The sequence below is a fragment of the Kitasatospora sp. NPDC127121 genome (assembly GCF_042677305.1).
In the GTDB taxonomy this organism is placed as follows: Bacteria; Actinomycetota; Actinomycetes; order Streptomycetales; family Streptomycetaceae; genus Kitasatospora.
The window spans coordinates 45,639-66,452 of record NZ_JBHXTQ010000001.1; the positions used below are offsets into that span (position 1 = coordinate 45,639).

Here is a 20,814-nt window from a genome sequence, read left to right on the forward strand (position 1 = left end):
AGAATCGGGGCGTGACCTCCGCCTCCACCACCTCCGCCCTGCCGCCCGTCCTGCGCCGGCTCGGCCCGCCGCTGGCCGCGCTGGCGGCGGTGGCCGTCCCCGCCGTCTACGTCGCCGCGGTGGACCCGAACACCCCCGGGCACTACCCCGACTGCCCCTTCCTGGCCGCCACCGGCTGGTGGTGCCCCGGATGCGGGGGGCTGCGCTGCGTCCACGCGCTGGCCCACGGGGACTTCACCGGCGCGCTGCACGACAACGCCGCGGCCGTCCTGCTGTTCGGCGTCCTGGCGCTGCTGTGGCTGCGCTGGGCCTGGGCCGCGCTGACCGGCGCCGGGCCGCGGCCCAGGCCCCCGGTCGGGGCCCGGCGCTGGGTGCTGATCCTCCTGCTGCTGCTGGTGTTCACGGTGGTGCGCAACCTGCCCGTCGGGGCGGGGCTGGCGCCCCTGCTGGTTTGATCGCCCACGCCGGCGGGTAGCGAGCCGCGCAGGCTCGCGCACCGGTCCACACCGGGGCCCGTACATCGGTCCACTTGGTCCGCACCGCGCGTCCGGGCACCGCCGGGGAACCGGTGAAACCGCAGTTGGGGGCTGCTCAGGGGGGCGTCCGGCACGCGAGACGCACACCGGGCGGATGCGCCCCGCGCCCCCGGGTGCCGATACCATCGAAGTGCCGCCGGGCCACCGCCCGGACGGCTCGTCGCCGGCGAACGAACAGAAATGTTGGGGGCACTTCGCGTGAGCGAGCGAACCATTGACAGGTGCGTGTTGCGCGCAGCGCCTGCTGAGCGAAGCGAGGTGTGCGCATGAGTGTGCTCGACACGATCATCGAGGGGGTCCGCGAGGACCTCGCCGAACGGCAGGCCCGGGTCTCCCTGGACCAGCTGAAGGAACTCGCCGCCAAGGCCCCCGAGGCCAAGGACGGCGTCGCCGCGCTCAAGGGCGACGGGGTCCGGGTGATCTGCGAGGTGAAGCGCTCCAGCCCCTCCAAGGGCGCCCTGGCCGCGATCGCCGACCCGGCCGCCCTGGCGAGCGACTACGCGGCCGGCGGCGCCGCCGCGATCAGCGTGCTCACCGAGCAGCGCCGCTTCGGCGGCTCGCTGGCCGACCTGGACGCCGTCCGCGCGGCGGTGGACACCCCGCTGCTGCGCAAGGACTTCATCGTCACCGCCTACCAGCTGTGGGAGGCCCGCGCGCACGGCGCCGACCTCGCGCTGCTGATCGTCGCCGCCCTGGACCAGTCGGCCCTGGTGTCGCTGATCGAGCGGGCCGAGTCGATCGGCCTCACCCCGCTGGTCGAGGTGCACGACGAGGAGGAGATCAAGCGCGCGGTGGACGCCGGGGCGCGGATCATCGGCGTCAACGCCCGCAACCTCAAGACCCTTGAGGTGGACCGCAACACCTTCGGCAACGTCGTCCACGCCATCCCGGACAGCGTCGTCAAGATCGCCGAGTCCGGCGTGCGCGGCCCGCTGGACGTGATCTCCTACGCCAACCTGGGCGCCGACGCCGTCCTGGTCGGCGAGTCCCTGGTGACCGGCAAGGACCCGCGCGCCGCGGTCGCCGACCTGGTCGCGGCCGGCGCGCACCCCGCCGTCCGGCACAAGGACTGACCCGCCGACATGAAGATCGCCACCCGCCTCGCCCCCGGCTGCCGCCCGCGCGGCTGCCGCGCGCCCGCACGCCGGGTGCTGGGGCGGCGGGTGCGCTACGTGATCGGCTGCGAGCCCGGGCAGGTGCCGGGCCGCCGATGGCGACGGACATCCGGCTGAGCCCAGCCACGAGACGTCCCTGTCGTCATCTTCCAAAGGACTCCACCATGTCCGACAAGTCCGCGAAGGACTACCTGCCCGGCGCCCAGGTGCCGGACGCCCGAGGCTACTTCGGTGCCTACGGCGGCCGCTTCATCCCCGAGGCGCTGGTCGCCGCGGTCGAGCAGGTCGCCGAGGAGTACGAGAAGGCCAAGGCCGACCCGGCCTTCGCCGCCGAACTCGACGGCCTGCTCAAGGACTACACCGGCCGCCCGAGCCCGCTGACCGACGTGCACCGCTTCTCCGCCGAGGCGGGCGGCGCGCGCGTCCTGCTCAAGCGCGAGGACCTCAACCACACCGGCTCGCACAAGATCAACAACGTGCTGGGCCAGGCCCTGCTCACCCGGCGGATGGGCAAGACCCGGATCATCGCCGAGACCGGCGCCGGCCAGCACGGCGTGGCCACCGCCACCGCCTGCGCCCTGTTCGGCTTCGACTGCACCATCTACATGGGCGAGGTCGACACCCAGCGCCAGGCGCTGAACGTCGCCCGGATGCGGATGCTCGGCGCCGAGGTGGTGTCCGTCACCTCCGGCAGCCGCACCCTCAAGGACGCCATCAACGAGGCGTTCCGCGACTGGGTCGCCAACGTGGACTCCACCCACTACCTGTTCGGCACCGTGGCCGGCCCGCACCCCTTCCCGATGATGGTCCGCGACTTCCACCGGGTCATCGGCATCGAGGCCCGCCAGCAGGTGCTCGACCGCACCGGGCGGCTGCCCGACGCCGTCGTCGCCTGCGTCGGCGGCGGCTCCAACGCGATGGGCATCTTCCACGAGTTCATCCCCGACGCCGGCGTGCGCCTGATCGGCTGCGAGGCCGCCGGCGAGGGCGCCGACACCCCCAAGCACGCCGCCACCCTCACCAAGGGCGACCCCGGCGTGCTGCACGGCTCGCGCACCTACGTCCTCCAGGACGAGGACGGCCAGACCATCGAGTCGCACTCCATCTCCGCCGGCCTCGACTACCCGGGCGTCGGCCCGGAGCACGCCTGGCTGAAGGACACCGGACGGGCCGAGTACCGCCCCGTCACCGACGACGCCGCCATGCAGGCGCTGCGGCTGCTGTCCCGCACCGAGGGCATCATCCCGGCCATCGAGAGCGCCCACGCGCTGGCCGGCGCCCTGGAGCTGGGCCGCGAGCTCGGGCCCGAGGCCACCATCCTGGTCTCGCTCTCCGGGCGCGGCGACAAGGACATGCACACCGCGGCCGAGTACTTCGGCCTGTACGACGAGCCGGCCGGCGGCTCGGCCCACGACGCGGCCCACGGGGGTAAGTGACCATGGCATCGAAGCTCAGTGGCATCCTGGCGGCCGCCAAGGCCGAGGACCGCGCCGCGCTGATCGGCTACCTGCCGGGCGGCTTCCCGACCGTCGACGGCGGCATCCGGGCGATCAACGCGCTGATCGAGGGCGGCTGCGACATCGTCGAGGTCGGCCTGCCGCACTCCGACCCGGTGCTGGACGGCGCCGTCATCCAGACCGCCGACGACATCGCGCTGCGCGGCGGCGTGCGGATCAAGGACGTGCTGCGCACCGTCCAGGAGGTCGCCACCGCGCACCCCGAGGCGGCGGTGCTGGTGATGACGTACTGGAACCCGGTCGACCGCTACGGCACCGCGCGCTTCGCCGCCGACCTCGCCGCCGCGGGCGGCGCCGGCTGCATCCTGCCGGACCTGCCGGTGGAGGAGTCCGAGGAGTGGCGCAAGGCGGCGGACGAGCACGGGCTCGACACCGTGTTCGTGGTCGCCCCCAGCAGCAAGGACCCGCGCCTGGCCGAGGTCACCGCGGCCGGCAGCGGCTTCGTCTACGCGGCCGCCGTGATGGGCGTGACCGGGACCCGCGCCCAGGTCGGCTCGCTCGCCGAGGACCTGGTCGCCCGCACCCGGGCCACCACCGACCTGCCGGTCTGCGTCGGCCTCGGCGTCTCCACCCCCGCGCAGGCCGCGGAGGTGGCGGGCTTCGCCGACGGCGTGATCGTGGGCTCCGCGTTCGTGAAGCGGATCCTGGAGGCCGGTGACGACGAGGCGGCCGCGCTGGACGCGGTGCGCGCCCTGGCCGGCGAGCTGGCGGCGGGCGTCCGCCGGCGCTGACCCCCGTACCACTGACGGCCCGTCGCCCTTCGTGGGCGGCGGGCCGTCGCGCTTGCGTGCGCCCGGCTCGCCGGGCGGCGGCGCTCGCGCGGCCCCGAACGGGTGAACAGCGACGGGCACACGCATCAGGCGGGGTTGACCGGCGTTGAGTGGAGGGACGAGTGCACGAACGAGGTGCACGGGGGTTGCCGAGCGAGCGAAGGAGTGAGCCGGTGCCGGGTCTCCATCGGGCCGTTCTGCTGCGGGCGGCCGCCGCCGCGCTGGCGCTCGGCGCCGCCGTCGGCGCGCACACCGAGGTGGGGCAGGCGCTGGCCAGGCGCGGTGCCGAGCGGGCCGTGCGGGACGCGTACGCCTGCGCCGAGGCGGCCCGCTGGGACGCCGCCGAGCGGGCCGCCCACCCGCACCACGAGGGCCGCGCCGACCTGTTCGACCCCGGCCGTCCGCCCGGCTGCCGCTCCTGAGGGCCGTGCGGACCTGATCGACCCCGGCCGTCCGCGCGGCCACCCGCCCGGCCGTCCGCCCTTGAACGGACGTTCGCCGGATTCGGACACACCATCACCAGACGTCACCCATCCGGCTTAATTCCTGAATATGGAGGAACCGCCCTTCATCCCTTACGGTTCATCAGGAAGTGAACGAGTTTCCCGAGGGGGGTTCCCTGATGGCCGGCCCGGCAGCGCAGCCCGGTGACCCGGCGCCCGCGCCGCCCGCCCGGCGGCCGGTGCCGGCCTGGAGTCCGTGGCTGGGCACCGTCGTCCGGCTCGGCCTCGCGGTGGTCTGGGGCTGGGCCGGCCTGGCCAAGATCGCCGACCCGGCGGAGGCCGCCCAGGCCGTCCGCGCCTACGAGATCCTGCCCGAGGGCCTGGTCAAGCCGGTCGGCTACGCCCTGCCCTTCCTGGAGCTGGCGCTCGCCCTGCTGCTGGTGATCGGCCTCGGCGTCCGGATCGTCGCCGGCGTCTCCGCGCTGCTGCTGCTCACCTTCATCGCCGGGATCGCCGCCGCCTGGGCGCGCGGCATCTCGATCGACTGCGGCTGCTTCGGCGGCGGCGGGCACGTCGACGCCTCGCAGACCGAGTACCTCCAGGAGATCCTGCGCGACACCGGGTTCCTCCTGCTGGCCGGGTGGCTGCTGTGGCGGCCCCGCACCAGGCTCTCGGCGGACGGCTGGCTGGCGAGCTGACCGGCCGGCCCCCGCCGCACCCCCACCCCACCCCACCCCACGAAGGCCCTCCCCGATTGTGGATGTCAAGGCAATGAGCGAGAAGAACCGAGAAGGCAAGCGCACCGCCCGCGAGCGGATGCTGGAGCAGCGGGCGGCCGACGAGGCCACGTCCAAGCGCAGGAAGAAGCTGTTGGTGGGCGGCGCGGTGCTCGTGGTGATCGCCGCCGCCGTGGTCACCGGCGTCGTGGTGCAGAACCAGCGCTCCAAGCCGGAGACCCCGGTCGCCGCCCCCGCCGGGACGATCGGCGACAAGAACCTGGTCATCCCGGCCGGCTCGGCCAACGCCCCGGCCGTCCTCACCGTCTACGAGGACCCGCGCTGCCCGGCCTGCGGGATCTTCGAGCGCGAGTTCTCCTCGACCGTCGACCAGTTGGAAGACGCCGGCAAGATCTACACCAACTACCACATCGTGTCGTTCATCGACCGGGCCGTCCCGGGCAAGGGCTCCAAGGCCGGCGCCAACGCGCTGGCCTGCGCCCAGGACGCCGGGCACTTCCGGGACTTCCACGACGTGCTGTACCGCAACCAGCCGGACGAGACCAGCGACGCCTTCGGCGACAAGGCCGTCCTGATCAACCTCGCCAAGCAGGTCAACGGCCTCGACACGCCCGCCTTCGAGGCCTGCGTCAACGACAACAAGTACGGCGGATGGGTGTCGTCGGTCCAGCAGGACTTCGACAAGTCCAGCTACAAGTCCACCCCGACCGTGCTGCTCAACGGCCAGCCGATCTACCCCAAGAACGGCGCCGAGGAGATCACCCCGGCGAACCTGGTGAAGTGGGTCGACGCCGCCAACCAGGGCAAGCAGCTGGGCACCGCGGGCTCCAACGGGCAGACCCCGGCGCCCACCAGCACCGCCTCGGAGGCCAACAACCCGTCGCCGACCGCAGGCTGAGCCCCGCCCACCGCCGGGTGACCGCCGCCGCCTCCTCCCCGTCCGGAGGGGGCGGCGGCGCCGTTCCCAGTGCCCGTTGTTCGGTATCTGTGACCCCGGGGGTGCCCAGCAGGGGCCGCAGACCCTGTAGCGTCGGAACCGCCATGGATATCGCCTACATTCCCAGCCCGTCGCGGGGCGTCCTGCACCTCGGACCGATCCCGCTGCGCGCCTACGCCTTCTGCATCATCCTCGGTGTCGTCGTAGCCGTCTGGCTCGGCAGCAAGCGCTGGGTCGCCCGGGGCGGTGCCAAGCACACGGTCGGCGACATCGCCGTCTGGGCCGTGCCCTTCGGCCTGGTCGGCGGCCGGCTGTACCACGTGATCACCGACCACCAGCTGTACTTCGGGGCCGGCAAGAACCCCTGGAACGCCTTCAAGATCTGGGAGGGCGGCCTCGGCATCTGGGGCGCCGTCGCGCTCGGCGCGGTCGGGGCCTGGATCGGCTGCCGCCGCCGGGGCGTGCCGCTGCCCGCGTACGCGGACGCCATCGCGCCGGGCATCGCGCTCGCGCAGGCGATGGGACGCTGGGGCAACTACTTCAACCAGGAGCTGTACGGCCGGCCGACCACGCTGCCGTGGGGCCTGGAGATCGACAAGAAGCTGCCGGGCGGCGAGGTCGTCAAGGGCGTCTACCACCCGACCTTCCTGTACGAGTCGATCTGGTGCGTCGGGGTCGCGCTGCTGGTCATCTGGGCCGACCGCCGCTTCAAGCTGGGGCACGGCCGGGCCTTCGCGCTGTACGTGGCCGCGTACACGGTGGGCCGGTTCTGGACCGAGTGGCTGCGGATCGACGAGGCGCACGTCTACTTCGGCCTGCGGCTGAACGACTGGACGTCGATCGTGGTGTTCATCGGCGCCGTGGTCTACCTGGTGGTCGTCGGCAAGAAGCGGCCCGGCCGGGAGGACCCGGCGAGCATCGACCCGCTGGCCGACGAGGAGGGCGAGGCGCAGGGCCCGTCCGACAAGGCGGCAGTGTCCGAGAAGGCTGGCAAGGCTGCGGGGTCCGAGAAGGCGGGCAAGGCCGAGAAGGCGGGCAAGGCCGCTTCGGCGGAGAAGGCCGCCGGGAAGCCCGCGCCGTCCGAGAAGGTCGCCGGGGCCGGTGAGACCGCCGAACTGTCCCAGTCCGTGGACGAAAAGGCGGACGCGGAGGCAGCCCCCGAAGCCGTCGAGAGCGCCGACAAGAATGCCAAGAACCTGACCTGACCTGGGAGTTCCCCCCGCTTCGGCCGCCCGCGCGATGCTCGCGCAGGGCGGCCGAAGCGCTGTTCGGACAGCCTTACTTTGCTGGAAATGCGCAGGTCAGACGGTCTACGGTCGGGGCAGACGAATCGAACGGAGGGGAACTGCCGTGAGCGCGACCACCCTGGAGCCCGAGGCCGGGCACCACCCCCGCATACCCGCTGCCGGGCACCACCGGGACGTGAACGGAGGCTGGCTGCGGCCCGCCGTGTTCGGGGCGATGGACGGCCTGGTCTCCAACTTCGCGCTGATGACCGGCGTGGTCGGCGGCGCGGCGTCCAGCGGCACGGTGGTGCTGACCGGGCTCGCCGGTCTGGTGGCCGGCGCCTGCTCGATGGCGGCGGGGGAGTACACCTCGGTGGCCTCGCAGGCCGAGCTGGTGCAGGCCGAGATCGAGGCCGAGCGGCTGGAGCTGAGCCGCAACCCGCACGGCGAGCTGGCCGAGCTGGCACAGCTGTACATGGCCCGCGGGGTGGAGCCGGAGCTCGCCCACGAGGTGGCCCGGCAGCTGTCCGCCAACCCGGACCAGGCCCTGGAGATCCACGCCCGGGAGGAGCTGGGCATCGACCCGAACGACCTGCCGTCACCGTGGGTGGCCGCCGGGTCGTCCTTCGCCTGCTTCGCGGTGGGCGCGCTGCTGCCGCTGCTGCCGTACCTGCTGGGGGCGACCTCGCTGCTGCCGGCGTTGCTGCTGTCGGTGGTGGGGCTGTTCCTGTGCGGCGCGGTGGTGGCCCGGGTGACGGCGCGCAGCTGGTGGTTCAGCGGGCTGCGGCAGCTGGTGCTGGGCGGGGCGGCGGCCGGGGTGACGTACCTGCTGGGGTGGCTGATCGGCGGGCACGTCGGCTAGGGGCTCTCTTTCGGATCACGCCGGGCGCGCGACGCCGGAGCACGCACCTCGCCGCGTTGTCGTCGGTCGCCGATGCTCCGCATGGACTCCCTCCTCCGTCTTGCGATGCACGCACTCCGACGCCGCGCGCTGATCCGACGTGATCCGAAAGAGAGCCCCTAGGTCCTGTCCGGCCGGGGTGTGTGTGACGACCCGGAGGAGTGCATGACTATGCCGGGCAGTGGGTGACGTTCCACACACGGCCGCCGGGCGGTGCCTGGCCTAGTCTCACCATCCGGGCCTCGGGGCCGAGGATTCGCATCCGTGGGTGAGCCCTCGGGATCGATTCACAGGCGTCCTTGATCGTCCTGTGTGGCGATCGGGTTTCGCCCCTGTTTCAGGCGGCCGACCGCCGGGCACAATCGAGGGGACGCGCATTGTGGCGCGTCCTCTCATTCCCCCCTTGACCTGCGGATCAGTCCGCCATGTGGACGAGATATTCCACTTCCCGGGATCTTGGGCATCATGTAACTTGCACGAAATCGCATCAGGGCCAACGTCGTCCCTCCTTGCACCACACAGCCGAAAGACGACGACGGGAGAGCCGATGCTGCCTGCATCCATGCACTCCGCCAACGAGCCCCAGGCCGGCGCAGCCCGCCAGCCGTACGCGCTCGTTCCGGATGCGCGACCTACCGCTCAGGGCCTGTACGACCCGCGAAACGAGCACGACGCCTGCGGCGTCGGTTTCGTCGCCACGCTGACCGGCATCGCCGACCACACCATCGTCGAACAGGCGCTGACCGTCCTGCGCAACCTGGAGCACCGCGGCGCCACCGGCGCCGAGCCGGACTCCGGTGACGGCGCCGGCATCCTCACCCAGATCCCGGACGCCTTCCTGCGCGGCAAGGTCGACTTCGAGCTCCCCGCCGCCGGCTCCTACGCGGTCGGCATCGCCTTCCTGCCCGACGAGGACGCCGCCGACGCGGACGCCGTCGCCCGGATCGAGGCCATCGCGGCCGAGGAGGACGTGACCGTCCTCGGCTGGCGCGACGTCCCCGTCACCCCGGACCTGCTCGGCGCCACCGCCCGCAGCGTCATGCCGCGCTTCCGGCAGCTCTTCCTCGCCAAGGACGGCCTGGCCGGGATCGAGCTCGACCGGACCGCCTTCGTCGTCCGCAAGCGCTCCGAGCGCGAGGTCGGGGTCTACTTCCCGTCGCTGTCCGCGCGCACCGTCGTCTACAAGGGCATGCTGACCACCGGCCAGCTGGAGCCCTTCTTCCCCGACCTGTCGGACCGCTCCTACGCCTCCGCCGTCGGCCTGGTGCACTCGCGCTTCTCCACCAACACCTTCCCGAGCTGGCCGCTCGCCCACCCGTACCGGTTCGTCGCCCACAACGGCGAGATCAACACGGTCAAGGGCAACCGCAACTGGATGAGCGCCCGCGAGTCCCAGCTCGCCACCGACCTCATCCCCGCCAACCGCAACGGCCGCGGCCTGGAGCGGATCTTCCCGGTCTGCACCCCGGACCACTCCGACTCCGCCTCCTTCGACGAGGTCCTGGAGCTGCTCCACCTCGGCGGCCGCTCGCTGCCGCACTCGGTGCTGATGATGATCCCGGAGGCGTGGGAGAACCACGCCACCATGGACCCGGCCCGCCGCGCCTTCTACCAGTACCACTCCAACCTGATGGAGCCCTGGGACGGCCCGGCCTGCGTCACCTTCACCGACGGCACCCAGATCGGCGCCGTGCTCGACCGCAACGGCCTGCGCCCGGCCCGCTACTGGATCACCGAGGACGGCCTGGTCGTCCTCTCCTCCGAGGTCGGCGTGCTCGACATCGACCAGGAGAAGGTCGTCAAGAAGGGCCGGCTGCAGCCCGGCCGGATGTTCCTCGTCGACACCGCCGAGGGCCGCATCGTCGGGGACGAGGAGATCAAGTCCTCCCTCGCCGCCGAGCACCCCTACGCGGAGTGGGTCGGCGCCGGGCAGATCCAGCTCGCCAAGCTGCCCGAGCGCGAGCACATCTTCCACACCCACGCCTCGGTCACCCGCCGCCAGCAGACCTTCGGCTACACCGAGGAGGAGCTGCGGGTCATCCTCGCGCCGATGGCCAAGACCGGCGGCGAGGCGCTCGGCTCGATGGGCACCGACTCGCCGATCGCCGCGCTCAGCGAGAAGCCGCGCCTGCTGTTCGACTACTTCGTCCAGCTCTTCGCGCAGGTCACCAACCCGCCGCTGGACGCCATCCGCGAGGAGCTCGTCACCTCGCTGCTCAGCAACCTCGGCCCCGAGGGCAACCTGCTGGCCGCCGAGGCCGCCGCCTGCCGCTCGGTCGGCATCACCTTCCCGGTGATCGACAACGACGAGCTGGCCAAGCTCGTCCACATCAACCACGACGGCGACCAGCCCGGCCTCAAGGCCGTCACGCTCTCCGGCCTCTACAAGGTCGCCGCCGGCGGCCAGGGCCTGGCCGCCCGGCTGGCCGAGATCGCCGCCGAGGCCGACGCCGCGATCGCCGACGGCGCCCGGATCGTCGTGCTCTCCGACCGGCACTCCGACGCCGAGCACGCCCCGATCCCCTCGCTGCTGCTCACCTCCGCGATCCACCACCACCTCATCCGCACCAAGCAGCGCACCCAGGTGTCGCTGCTGGTCGAGGCCGGCGACGTCCGCGAGGTGCACCACGTCGCGCTGCTGATCGGCTACGGCGCCGGCGCGGTCAACCCGTACCTGGCCATGGAGTCCGTCGAGGACCTCGTCGCCCAGAAGGTCTTCATCCAGGGCGTCGAGGCCGAGAAGGCCATCAAGAACCTGATCAAGGCGCTCGGCAAGGGCGTGCTCAAGGTCATGTCCAAGATGGGCATCTCGACCGTCGCCTCCTACCGCGGCGCCCAGGTCTTCGAGGCCATCGGCCTCTCCCAGGAGCTGGTCGACGGCTACTTCGCCGGCACCACCACCAAGCTCGGCGGCATCGGCCTGGAGGAGATCGCCAAGGAGACCGCCGCCCGCCACGCCAAGGCCTACCCGGCCTCCGGCATCCCGGCCGCGCACCGCGCGCTGGAGATCGGCGGCGAGTACCAGTGGCGCCGCGAGGGCGAGCCGCACCTGTTCGACCCGGACACCGTCTTCCGGCTCCAGCACTCCACCCGCAACCGCCGGTACGACATCTTCAAGCAGTACACGGACCGGGTGAACGAGCAGTCCACCCGCCTGATGACGCTGCGCGGCCTGTTCCAGCTGGACGCCCTCGGCCGGACCCCGATCCCGGTCGAGGAGGTCGAGCCCGTCTCCGAGATCGTCAAGCGCTTCTCCACCGGCGCCATGTCGTACGGCTCCATCTCCCTGGAGGCGCACGAGACCCTCGCCATCGCGATGAACCGCCTCGGCGGCAAGTCCAACACCGGCGAGGGCGGCGAGGACCCGGACCGCCTGTACGACCCGCAGCGCCGCTCGGCCATCAAGCAGGTCGCCTCCGGCCGCTTCGGCGTCACCTCCGAGTACCTGGTCAACGCCGACGACATCCAGATCAAGATGGCCCAGGGCGCCAAGCCCGGCGAGGGCGGCCAGCTGCCCGGCCACAAGGTCTACCCGTGGGTCGCCAAGACCCGGCACTCCACCCCGGGTGTCGGCCTGATCTCGCCGCCGCCGCACCACGACATCTACTCGATCGAGGACCTGGCGCAGCTCATCCACGACCTCAAGAACGCCAACCCGGCCGCCCGCATCCACGTGAAGCTGGTCTCCGAGGTCGGCGTCGGCACGGTCGCCGCGGGCGTCTCCAAGGCGCACGCCGACGTGGTGCTGGTCTCCGGGCACGACGGCGGCACCGGCGCCTCCCCGCTGACCTCGCTGAAGCACGCGGGCGGCCCCTGGGAGCTCGGCCTCGCCGAGACCCAGCAGACCCTGCTGCTCAACGGCCTGCGCGACCGCATCGTCGTGCAGACCGACGGCCAGCTCAAGACCGGCCGCGACGTCGTCATCGCCGCGCTGCTCGGCGCCGAGGAGTTCGGCTTCGCCACCGCGCCGCTGGTCGTCTCCGGCTGCATCATGATGCGCGTCTGCCACCTGGACACCTGCCCGGTCGGCGTCGCCACCCAGAACCCGGTGCTGCGCGAGCGCTTCTCCGGCAAGCCCGAGTTCGTGGTCAACTTCTTCGAGTTCATCGCCGAGGAGGTCCGGGAGATCCTCGCCGAGCTGGGCTTCCGCACGATCGAGGAGGCCGTCGGCCACGCCGAGCACATCGACGCGGCCGCCGCCATCGACCACTGGAAGGCCGCCGGGCTCGACCTGGCCCCGCTCTTCCACGTCCCGCAGCTGCCCGAGGGCGCGGCCCGCCACCGCACCACCTCCCAGGACCACGCGCTCGACAAGGCCCTGGACAACCAGCTGATCACGCTCGCCGAGGACGCCCTGGAACGCGGCGAGACCGTCCGCATCCAGCTGCCGATCCGCAACGTCAACCGCACCGTCGGCACCATGCTCGGCCACGAGGTGACCAAGCGCTACCGCGGCGAGGGCCTGCCCGAGGGCACCATCGACGTCACCTTCACCGGCTCCGCCGGGCAGTCCTTCGGCGCCTTCGTGCCGCGCGGCGTGACCCTGCGGCTGGAGGGCGACGCCAACGACTACGTCGGCAAGGGCCTCTCCGGCGGCGTCGTGATCGTCCGCCCGGCCCGCGACGCCGCGGCCATCGGCAACGACGCGCAGAACCACGTCATCGCCGGCAACACCATCGGCTACGGCGCCACCTCCGGCCGGATCCACCTGCGCGGCAAGGCCGGCGAGCGCTTCGCCGTCCGCAACTCCGGCGCCACCCTGGTCGTCGAGGGCGTGGGCGACCACGGCCTGGAGTACATGACCGGCGGCCGGGTCGTCATCCTCGGCGAGACCGGGCGCAACCTGGCGGCCGGCATGTCCGGCGGCATCGCCTACGTCCTGGACCTGCGCCCCGCGAACGTCAACGACGGCCTGGTGGGCATCGAGGCCCCCTCCGCCGCCGACCGCGACTGGCTGCGCGAGACCGTGCAGCAGCACTACGAGGAGACCGGCTCCACCGTCGCCGCCGAACTCCTGGCCGACTGGGGCAGCGGGGTCTCCCGCTTCTCCACGATCATGCCGACCGACTACAAGGCAGTGCTCGCCGCCAAGGACGCCGCTGAGCGCGACGGCCTCTCCGAGGCCGAGACCACTCGCAAGATGATGGAGGCGGCTAATGGCTGACCCCAAGGGCTTCCTGACCACGCCCAAGCAGCTGGCCGAGCGGCGCCCCGTCGACGTGCGCCTGCGGGACTGGAACGAGGTCTACGTCGAGCGCAGCCTCCTGCCGATCATCACCGAGCAGGCCGGCCGCTGCATGGACTGCGGCATCCCGTTCTGCCACAACGGCTGCCCGCTCGGGAACCTCATCCCCGAGTGGAACGACCTCGCCTACCGGGACGACTTCGTCGGCGCGATCGAGCGGCTGCACGCGACCAACAACTTCCCGGAGTTCACCGGCCGCCTCTGCCCGGCGCCCTGCGAGTCGGCCTGCGTGCTCGGCATCAACCAGGACGCGGTGACCATCAAGAACGTCGAGGTCACCATCATCGACAAGGCCTGGGACCGCGGCGGCGTCACGCCGCAGGTCCCGGAGCGGCTGTCCGGCAAGACCGTCGCCGTCGTCGGCTCCGGCCCGGCCGGCCTGGCCGTCGCCCAGCAGCTCACCCGGGCCGGGCACACCGTCGTCGTGTACGAGCGCGCCGACCGCGTCGGCGGCCTGCTGCGCTACGGCATCCCCGAGTTCAAGATGGAGAAGCGCCACATCAACCGCCGCGTCGAGCAGATGCGCGCGGAGGGCACCCGCTTCCGCACCGGCGTGCACGTCGGCGAGGACATCACCGGCCAGCAGCTGCGCGAGCGCTTCGACGCCGTCGTCGTCGCCGCCGGCGCCACCACCGCACGCGACCTGGCGGTGCCCGGGCGCGAGCTCAAGGGCGTCCACCAGGCCATGGAGTACCTGCCGCTGGCCAACAAGGTGCAGGAGGGCGACTTCGTCGAGTCGCCGATCAGCGCCAAGGGCAAGCACGTCGTCGTCATCGGCGGCGGCGACACCGGCGCCGACTGCGTCGGCACCGCCCACCGCCAGGGCGCGGCCTCCGTCACCCAGCTGGAGATCATGCCGCGGCCCTCCGAGGAGCGCCCCGGCCACCAGCCCTGGCCGACCATGCCGATGACCTACAAGGTCACCTCCGCGCACGAGGAGGGCGGCGAGCGGATCTACTCCGTGAACACCACCCGCTTCACCGGCGACGAGGACGGCAACGTCCAGGAGCTGCACCTCGTCGAGGTCGAGTTCAAGGACGGCCGCTTCGAGCCCGTCCCCGGCACCGAGCGGGCCGTCCCGGCGCAGCTCGTCACCCTGGCCATGGGCTTCACCGGCACCGACGTCCGCAACGGCCTGGTCGAGCAGCTCGGCGTGGACCTGGACGCGCGCGGTAACATTGGCCGCGACGGCCGGTTCGCCACCAATGTCGATGGCGTCTACGTCTGCGGAGACGCCGGCCGCGGTCAGTCGCTGATCGTCTGGGCCATCGCGGAAGGCCGCTCGGCCGCAGCCGCGGTGGACAAGTACCTCGGCGGCAAGACCCCACTGCCGGCCCCGATCCGTCCCACCGACCGCCCGCTGGTCGTCTGACGGGCCGACCGGCCCCCCGAACCCCCGGTGCCGCATCGCCGGGAGCTCAACCCGCTGCCCCCGCCAGAGTCGCCGGGCCAACGCGGTCTCCTGGCGCCTGCCCTCTTCCCCGACCAGTTGGAGGGCGGGCGCCGTCGCGTTCCCCCGCCCTACCCTGAAGCTGGCGGGCCCGTCAAGGGTCGTGTCAACTCTCAGACATTTCCCAGGACTTGGGTCTACCGTAGGCCCGTTCCGGACGCCGCGCGGGAGGGCCTGACCGGACGGACTGTTGTTCGCCGGTGCCAGGTGGCAGACTGCCGCCGACGGCCGGGGGGCTGCTGCGCGAGTGCGGAGGTTGACGCGATGAGCACGACTCAGACAAGCGGAGGCGCCACGGTACGGCGCCTGCTGCTCGGCACCCAGCTGCGCAAGCTCCGCGAGGCCAGGGGCGTCAGCCGCGAGGAGGCCGGCTACTCGATCCGCGCCTCCGAATCCAAGATCAGCCGGATGGAACTCGGCCGGGTCGGCTTCAAGGAACGCGACGTCGCCGACCTGCTCACCCTCTACGGCGTCGAGGCCGAGCAGGAGCGCGCCACCGTCCTCGGACTCGTCCGGGACGCCAACGCCACCTCCTGGTGGCACGAGTACGGCGACGTGCTGCCCGCCTGGTTCCAGAACTACGTCGGCCTGGAAGAGGCCGTCGCCGAGATCCGCAGCTACGAGGTCCAGTTCGTCCACGGGCTGCTCCAGACCGCCGACTACGCCCGCGCCGTCATCGCCGCCGGCGGCCACGTCACCGACCCCGGCGAGATCGAACGCCGCGTCGAGGTCCGGCTCAAACGCCAGGCCCTGCTCACCGCCGAGAGCGGCCCCCGCCTGCTCGCGATCCTCGACGAGGCCGCGCTGCGCCGCCCCTGGGGCGGCCCCGAGCTGATGCGCAACCAGATCGACCGGCTGCTCGAACTCGGCGAACTGCCCAACGTCCGGCTCCGGGTGCTGCCGCTGGGCTGCGCCGGACTGAGCGCCGAGAGCGGCGCCTTCACCGTGCTCGGCTTCGCCGAACCCGAACTCGCCGACGTCGTCTACGTCGAACAGTTCACCACCGCGCTCTACCTCGACAAGCCGGCCGAGGTCGCCGAGTACCGCCACGCCATGGAAGGACTGCTCGCCGACAGCCTCGACCCCGAACAGACCCGGCAGCTCCTGTACTCCGTACGCCAAGAGCTGTAAGACGTCAGTACGATGATGCCCAATCAGACCGGGCCGTAGCGGCTCGCCCGCCGACGTTCCCCGAACCGGCACGAGAGGGATCAGATGTCGTACTTCTCCGAGTTGGCGCTGCAGTACATCGACGGCGAATGGTGCAGCGGCAGCGGCTCCTGGGACATCGTCGACGTCGACCCCTACACCGGCGACAAGCTCGCCACCATCACCGTCGCCACCATCGCCGAGGTCGACCGGGCCTACCGGGCCGCCGAACGGACCCAGAAGCAGTGGGCCGCCACCACCCCCTACGCCCGCCGGCTCGTCTTCGAACGCGTGCTGCGCCTGATCGAGGAGCGCGAGGAGGAGATCACCCGCGCCATCATGGCCGAGCTCGGCGGCACCGCGCTCAAGGCCGCCTTCGAACTCTCCCTGGTCAAGGACATGCTGCGGGACTGCCTGCGGGTGGCCCTCGGCCTGGAGGGCCGGCTGCTGCCCTCGATCACGGAGGGCCAGGAGAACCGCCTCTACCGGCTGCCGGTCGGCGTCGTCGGCGTGATCAGCCCGTTCAACTTCCCGCTGTACCTCTCGATCAAGGCCGTCGCCCCCGCCCTCGCGCTCGGCAACGGCGTGGTGCTCAAGCCGCACCAGGAGACCCCGATCGTCGGCGGCACCCTGATCGCCCGGCTCTTCGAGGAGGCCGGCCTGCCGGCCGGGCTGTTCAACGTCGTGGTCACCGACATCGCCGAGATCGGCGACGCCTTCATCGAGCACCCCGTGCCCAAGGTCATCGCCTTCACCGGCTCCGACCGGATCGGCCGGCACGTCGCCACCGTCGCCGCCGCCAACTTCAAGCGCACCGTGCTCGAACTCGGCGGCAACAGCGCGCTGATCGTGCTCGACGACGCCGACCTCGACTACGCCGTGGACGCCGCCGTGTTCAGCCGCTTCGCCCACCAGGGCCAGGTCTGCATGGCCGCCAACCGCGTCCTCGTCGACCGCTCCGTCGAGGCCGAGTTCACCGCCAAGTTCGTCGCGAAGATCTCCTCGCTCACCGTCGGCGACCCCAAGGACCCGGCCACCCAGATCGGCCCGCTGATCAACCCCGTCCAGGCCGACACCATCACCGCCCAGGTCGACCAGGCCATCGCCGCCGGCGCCACCGCACTGCTGCGCGGCACCACCGTCGGCAGCCTGATGGAGCCCGTCGTCCTCACCGGCCTGGCCGAGGACGCGCCGATCCTCCAGCGCGAACTCTTCGGCCCGGTCGTGCTCGTGGTGCCCTTCGACGGCGAGGACGAGGCCGTCCGGCTCGCCAACGACAGCCCCTTCGGGCTCAGCGGCGCGGTGCACACCGGCGACGTCGAGCGCGGCGTCCGGGTCGCGCACCGGATCGAGACCGGCATGATCCACGTCAACGGCGGGACCATCGCCGACGAACCGGCGGTGCCGTTCGGCGGGGAGAAGAACTCCGGCATCGGGCGGCTCAACGGGGAGTCCACGGTGGACGCGTTCACCACCGTGAAGTGGATCTCCGTCCAGCACGGGCGCACGGCCTTCCCATTCTGAGCGTTCTTGTTCTGTTTTGGCGCTGCCGTTTTTGACGGTGCCGCCTTTGGCGGTGCTGCTTTGACAGCGCGAGGCCCCCGGCGGATGCCGCCGGGGGCCCGAGAGCGGTCCGGGGTCAGCTCACGCCGAGTTCACCGAGCTGAAGGTAGTAGTCGCCGAACTGGTCGGCGCTCAGCCGGGTGCCGGTGACCTTCACGTACCGGGCCGTGGTCGGAGCGAAGGTGAGGACCTGCGGCGCCGCGCCGGGGCGCGGCGTGCCCGTCCGGGTGGCGACGGTCGACCAGGTGGAGCCGTCCGCCGAGACCTGGACGGTGTAGTCCACCGGGAAGCCCAGGCCGGTGTTGGCGCCGTCATTGCGCGGGGTCAGGCTCACCCGGCTGATCAGGCTGGGGCCCTGGAGGTCCACGGTGACCCACTCGTTCGCAACCGGCCCGGCGGAACGGGCGCTGCTCCAGCCCATCGAGTAGTCGAGGGTGGAGTTCGCGACGCCGTCGTTGACCGCGGCCGGCCGCCAGCTGTAGGGGCCCGCCGAACTCGACGCCAGGACCGGCCGGTTGACCGCCAGCTCGCCGCCCGCCGCCTCGACCTCGGCGAACTGCATCCGGTACTGGCCGTTCGGGTCGGTGCCGAGCCTGGTCCCCGTCACCCGGACGTAGCGCACGTCGGCGGGCTGGAACGGGAAGGTCTGGACGGAGGCGTCCGACGGCTTCGGGTAGTTCTTGCGGTCGGCGACGGTCGACCAGGTGGCGCCGTCCGCGGAGACCTGGATGGTGAAGTCCACCGGGAAGCCCTTGCCGGCGGCCGCACCGTCGGCGCGCGGGTGGAGGTCCACCCGGCTGATCCGCCTGGTCGAGCCGAGGTCCAGCTGCGCCCACTCGCTGTGGTCCGCGTTCACGCCGGCGTTGCTGCTCCAGCCGTTGGTGCCGGTGGCCAGGCCCCGGCGCCCGTCGGTCAGCGCGGCCGTGCTCCAGCCGTCACCCTCGTACGTGCTGGAGGTGACGACGGCGGCGTTCTCCGCCGGGTCGGTGCCCGGGTTGAGCCGCACGTGCTCGAAGCGGGCGGACGCCCCGCCGGTGGCGAGGCCGAAGCCTCCGACCGGGTAGCCCTGGTCGGTCACGGTGAGCAGCTGGACGGCCCCGGCGTACACCTTGATCGTGCCGCCCTGGGCGGACACCCGCAGGCTGACCGTCTGGCCCGGGGTGTAGCCCGGCACCTTGGCCGACGCCAGCGGGACGCCGCTGCGGTTGACGAACACCTCGCCGGTGTTGCGCAGCGCGACCAGGTACCCGGTCTGCGACTCGGTCGGGTTCTGGTTGCGGACCACCATGCCCGCCCAGTTGGTGTCGCCGCCGTCGGGCCTGACACCGGTGATCCGGACGTCGACGGAGGCCGAGACGTCCTGGTACGCGCGCCCGGTCAGCCCGGCGACCACGTCCCAGCCGGAGTTGGCGTCACCCTGCACGTACCCGCCGTCCCCGGCCGCCGACCAGGAGCCGCGGGCGGTGCGCCAGGAGGCGTCCTTGTCCGCGCCGAAGTCGTCGGTGAACGGGAAGGCCGCGTCCGGGGCGGGGGAGGCGAGCGCGTCGAGGATCTGCCGGTGCCGCTGGTCGGCCGCCGCGCCGGAGGTGGAGAAGCTGGTGGTGCCGCTGATCAGCGAGCCGATGAGCGCGCGGGCCAGCACCGGCTTGGTGGCGGAGAGCTGGTGCAGCAGCTCGTAGTCCTGGATGCCGGCGAGCAGGGCCTCGCTGCGGACGCTGTCGTAGACGCCGTAGGTGGCCTTGTTCGGACGGACGAGGTAGAAGTCGCCGTCCATCCCGCCGTTGAAGGTGTCGAGGGGGGCGTAGTTGTTGTTCGGGTCGGTCCAGATGTTCCAGCCCCAGTGCAGGAAGCCGTTGCCGCCGGCGGACGCCACCATCCACGGCGTCAGCCGGGAGTCGGACAGCGGGTAGCTGATGTAGCGGTTGAGGTGCTTGTCGGTGGGGTTGTTGCAGTAGTAGAGCCAGAAGTCCTTCCCGGAGAGGCGGAGGTTCTGGTAGTACGCCATGTTCTCGTCGTACTGCGGCCCGCCGATGGAGGTCACTGTGCTGAGCGAGCCGTCGATGCCGGGGACCGGGCTCTGGCGGGACTCGTTGCTCAGCCCGGCCGGGAACGCGCGCTTGTAGTGGTCGTAGAGCCACACCGCGCTCCGGGTCTGCACGTCGTCGTCGGGGTTGGGCTCGTCGACGGCGCTCATGTAGAAGACGTCGCTCCAGCGCCGCCCCGGGGCACAGGTCGGCCCCGCGTCCAGGCACTTGGTGTCGAGGTGGTCCTTCAGCGCCTTGAACACCGTGTCCAGGTACGTGCCGGCCGCGTCCGAACCGGCCTGCTGGAACACCTTCTGGACACCGCCCCGGCCGTCCGGGACGAGGGTCTCCAGGTTGCTGCTGCCCTCCAGCAGGGTGGGGGTGTAGATGTACTGCAGGGCGCCGGCGTCCTGGAAGGTCTGCAGGAAGCGGTCGAAGTTCTTCCAGCTGAAGGTCAGCTTGCCGTTGGCGTCCGACGTGGTGTCCGGGATGGACAGGGCCTGGAAGTCGGCGTAGACCACGTTGTTGCGGTGCTTGGCGTGGTCGGCGGCGAAGTTGGTGATGACCTTCCACCAGTCCTCGTCGAAGGCCTTGACCGGCGCGCCCGAGCCGTCGCTCTTGGTGTACTGCGCGGGGATCGAGGCCTCGGTCCAGTTGTAGTCCCAGCCGACCGAGGTGAACCAGTTGTTCATCCGGAACGTCGACCGGTTGGCCGGCGGCACCGCCGCGTCGTACACCGTCACCGAGACCGGGACGTCCACCGCGCCGGCCGAACTCTGCACGGTGGCCCGCCCGGTGTAGACGCCGGGGGCCTGCCCGGTCGGCACCGCGACGCTGTAGTAGTACGGCTGGGTGGTGTTGGCGGCGAGGCTGTACGGGGTGTTCTCGACCAGCGCGTCGTAGTAGCTCGTCCCGCCGTCCGGGGGCTCCTGGTGGTCGTTGCCCGCCCAGCCGGTCTTCTTGTCGACGTTCGGGTGGTTGTACTCCCGGTTCACGGTGATCCGCGAGGCCGGGATGGTGGCCCCGCCCGGACCGGCCAGGTCGCCGGGGACCAGCTGGAGGCCGGTCAGCTGGGCGCCGGAGCGCACCGCGATCTGGGCCGCCTGGGTCTCGTTGCGGGCGGCGAACAGGTCGACCCGCTGGGTGGCGCGGCCGGGGACGGCCGAGGACGAGAAGACGTGGTCGTAGCCGCTCTCCACCC

15 protein-coding genes are annotated in these 20,814 nt (G+C 71.9%); 14 read left to right on the forward strand and 1 reads right to left on the reverse strand.

All coding sequences use genetic code 11. The features are described 5' to 3' along the window. Positions 1–11: 11 nt before the first annotated feature. The 14 genes from ACFVHI_RS00260 (at position 12) to ACFVHI_RS00325 (ending at position 17,550) form a co-directional block, all read left to right on the forward strand. Positions 12–455 carry a DUF2752 domain-containing protein gene (locus ACFVHI_RS00260; protein WP_063347168.1) on the forward strand — a complete coding sequence of 148 codons (444 nt, stop codon included), beginning with the start codon at positions 12–14 and terminating at the stop codon, positions 453–455. Positions 456–802: 347 nt separating this feature from the next. Beyond that, the gene (gene trpC, locus ACFVHI_RS00265) at positions 803–1,609 is read left to right on the forward strand and encodes an indole-3-glycerol phosphate synthase TrpC (protein WP_063347167.1); all 807 of its coding nucleotides are present in this window, start codon (positions 803–805) and stop codon (positions 1,607–1,609) included. A 9-nt stretch (positions 1,610–1,618) separates the two neighbouring features. Continuing rightward, entirely contained in the window at positions 1,619–1,768 is a 150-nt protein-coding gene (trpM, locus tag ACFVHI_RS00270; RefSeq protein ID WP_167745855.1) for a tryptophan biosynthesis modulator TrpM, read from the forward strand. 47 nt (positions 1,769–1,815) lie between these two features. Further along, the gene (gene trpB, locus ACFVHI_RS00275) at positions 1,816–3,087 is read left to right on the forward strand and encodes a tryptophan synthase subunit beta (protein ID WP_063347166.1); all 1,272 of its coding nucleotides are present in this window, start codon (positions 1,816–1,818) and stop codon (positions 3,085–3,087) included. 2 nt (positions 3,088–3,089) lie between these two features. Next, the gene (gene trpA, locus ACFVHI_RS00280) at positions 3,090–3,899 is read left to right on the forward strand and encodes a tryptophan synthase subunit alpha (protein ID WP_063347165.1); all 810 of its coding nucleotides are present in this window, start codon (positions 3,090–3,092) and stop codon (positions 3,897–3,899) included. 212 nt (positions 3,900–4,111) lie between these two features. Further along, complete coding sequence (locus ACFVHI_RS00285) at positions 4,112–4,360, forward strand: hypothetical protein (protein ID WP_063347164.1); 249 nt, start codon at positions 4,112–4,114, stop codon at positions 4,358–4,360. A gap of 200 nt (positions 4,361–4,560) precedes the next feature. Next, positions 4,561–5,079: a MauE/DoxX family redox-associated membrane protein gene (locus ACFVHI_RS00290; RefSeq protein WP_079135521.1), complete on the forward strand. Its 519-nt coding sequence runs from the start codon at positions 4,561–4,563 to the stop codon at positions 5,077–5,079. Between the two features lie 73 nt (positions 5,080–5,152). Further along, positions 5,153–6,016 carry a DsbA family protein gene (locus ACFVHI_RS00295; RefSeq protein WP_380334105.1) on the forward strand — a complete coding sequence of 288 codons (864 nt, stop codon included), beginning with the start codon at positions 5,153–5,155 and terminating at the stop codon, positions 6,014–6,016. 143 nt (positions 6,017–6,159) lie between these two features. Next, the gene (gene lgt / locus ACFVHI_RS00300; protein ID WP_380334107.1) at positions 6,160–7,260 is read left to right on the forward strand and encodes a prolipoprotein diacylglyceryl transferase; all 1,101 of its coding nucleotides are present in this window, start codon (positions 6,160–6,162) and stop codon (positions 7,258–7,260) included. Between the two features lie 160 nt (positions 7,261–7,420). Then, entirely contained in the window at positions 7,421–8,143 is a 723-nt protein-coding gene (locus ACFVHI_RS00305) for a VIT1/CCC1 transporter family protein (protein ID WP_380334895.1), read from the forward strand. Positions 8,144–8,744: 601 nt separating this feature from the next. Further along, positions 8,745–13,346 carry a glutamate synthase large subunit gene (gene gltB / locus ACFVHI_RS00310; RefSeq protein WP_380334898.1) on the forward strand — a complete coding sequence of 1,534 codons (4,602 nt, stop codon included), beginning with the start codon at positions 8,745–8,747 and terminating at the stop codon, positions 13,344–13,346. Further along, positions 13,339–14,799, forward strand: coding sequence for a glutamate synthase subunit beta (locus ACFVHI_RS00315; RefSeq protein WP_380334110.1), 1,461 nt, complete (start codon positions 13,339–13,341; stop codon positions 14,797–14,799). The genes gltB and ACFVHI_RS00315 overlap by 8 nt, the downstream gene beginning before the upstream one ends. A 342-nt stretch (positions 14,800–15,141) precedes the next feature. Continuing rightward, positions 15,142–16,008 (forward strand): helix-turn-helix transcriptional regulator, encoded by an 867-nt coding sequence (locus tag ACFVHI_RS00320; protein ID WP_363368552.1) that lies wholly within the window; start codon positions 15,142–15,144, stop codon positions 16,006–16,008. Positions 16,009–16,092: 84 nt separating this feature from the next. Further along, positions 16,093–17,550 carry an aldehyde dehydrogenase family protein gene (locus ACFVHI_RS00325; protein WP_063347158.1) on the forward strand — a complete coding sequence of 486 codons (1,458 nt, stop codon included), beginning with the start codon at positions 16,093–16,095 and terminating at the stop codon, positions 17,548–17,550. A 115-nt stretch (positions 17,551–17,665) separates the two neighbouring features. Here ACFVHI_RS00325 and ACFVHI_RS00330 read toward each other — a convergent pair whose 3' ends face one another. Continuing rightward, positions 17,666–20,812 (reverse strand): discoidin domain-containing protein, encoded by a 3,147-nt coding sequence (locus tag ACFVHI_RS00330; RefSeq protein ID WP_380334114.1) that lies wholly within the window; start codon positions 20,810–20,812, stop codon positions 17,666–17,668. Positions 20,813–20,814: the final 2 nt, after the last annotated feature.

Excerpts from the sequence above, each read along its gene's own strand:
- ACFVHI_RS00295 (WP_380334105.1), top strand. The coding sequence starts at position 5,153 with ATGAGCGAGAAGAACCGAGAAGGCAAGCGCACCGCCCGCGAGCGGATG.
- ACFVHI_RS00320 (WP_363368552.1), top strand. The coding sequence starts at position 15,142 with ATGAGCACGACTCAGACAAGCGGAGGCGCCACGGTACGGCGCCTGCTG.
- trpB (WP_063347166.1), top strand. The coding sequence starts at position 1,816 with ATGTCCGACAAGTCCGCGAAGGACTACCTGCCCGGCGCCCAGGTGCCG.
- trpM (WP_167745855.1), top strand. The coding sequence starts at position 1,619 with ATGAAGATCGCCACCCGCCTCGCCCCCGGCTGCCGCCCGCGCGGCTGC.
- gltB (WP_380334898.1), top strand. The coding sequence starts at position 8,745 with ATGCACTCCGCCAACGAGCCCCAGGCCGGCGCAGCCCGCCAGCCGTAC.
- trpA (WP_063347165.1), top strand. The coding sequence starts at position 3,090 with ATGGCATCGAAGCTCAGTGGCATCCTGGCGGCCGCCAAGGCCGAGGAC.
- trpC (WP_063347167.1), top strand. The coding sequence starts at position 803 with ATGAGTGTGCTCGACACGATCATCGAGGGGGTCCGCGAGGACCTCGCC.
- ACFVHI_RS00315 (WP_380334110.1), top strand. The coding sequence starts at position 13,339 with ATGGCTGACCCCAAGGGCTTCCTGACCACGCCCAAGCAGCTGGCCGAG.
- lgt (WP_380334107.1), top strand. The coding sequence starts at position 6,160 with ATGGATATCGCCTACATTCCCAGCCCGTCGCGGGGCGTCCTGCACCTC.
- ACFVHI_RS00325 (WP_063347158.1), top strand. The coding sequence starts at position 16,093 with ATGTCGTACTTCTCCGAGTTGGCGCTGCAGTACATCGACGGCGAATGG.
- ACFVHI_RS00290 (WP_079135521.1), top strand. The coding sequence starts at position 4,561 with ATGGCCGGCCCGGCAGCGCAGCCCGGTGACCCGGCGCCCGCGCCGCCC.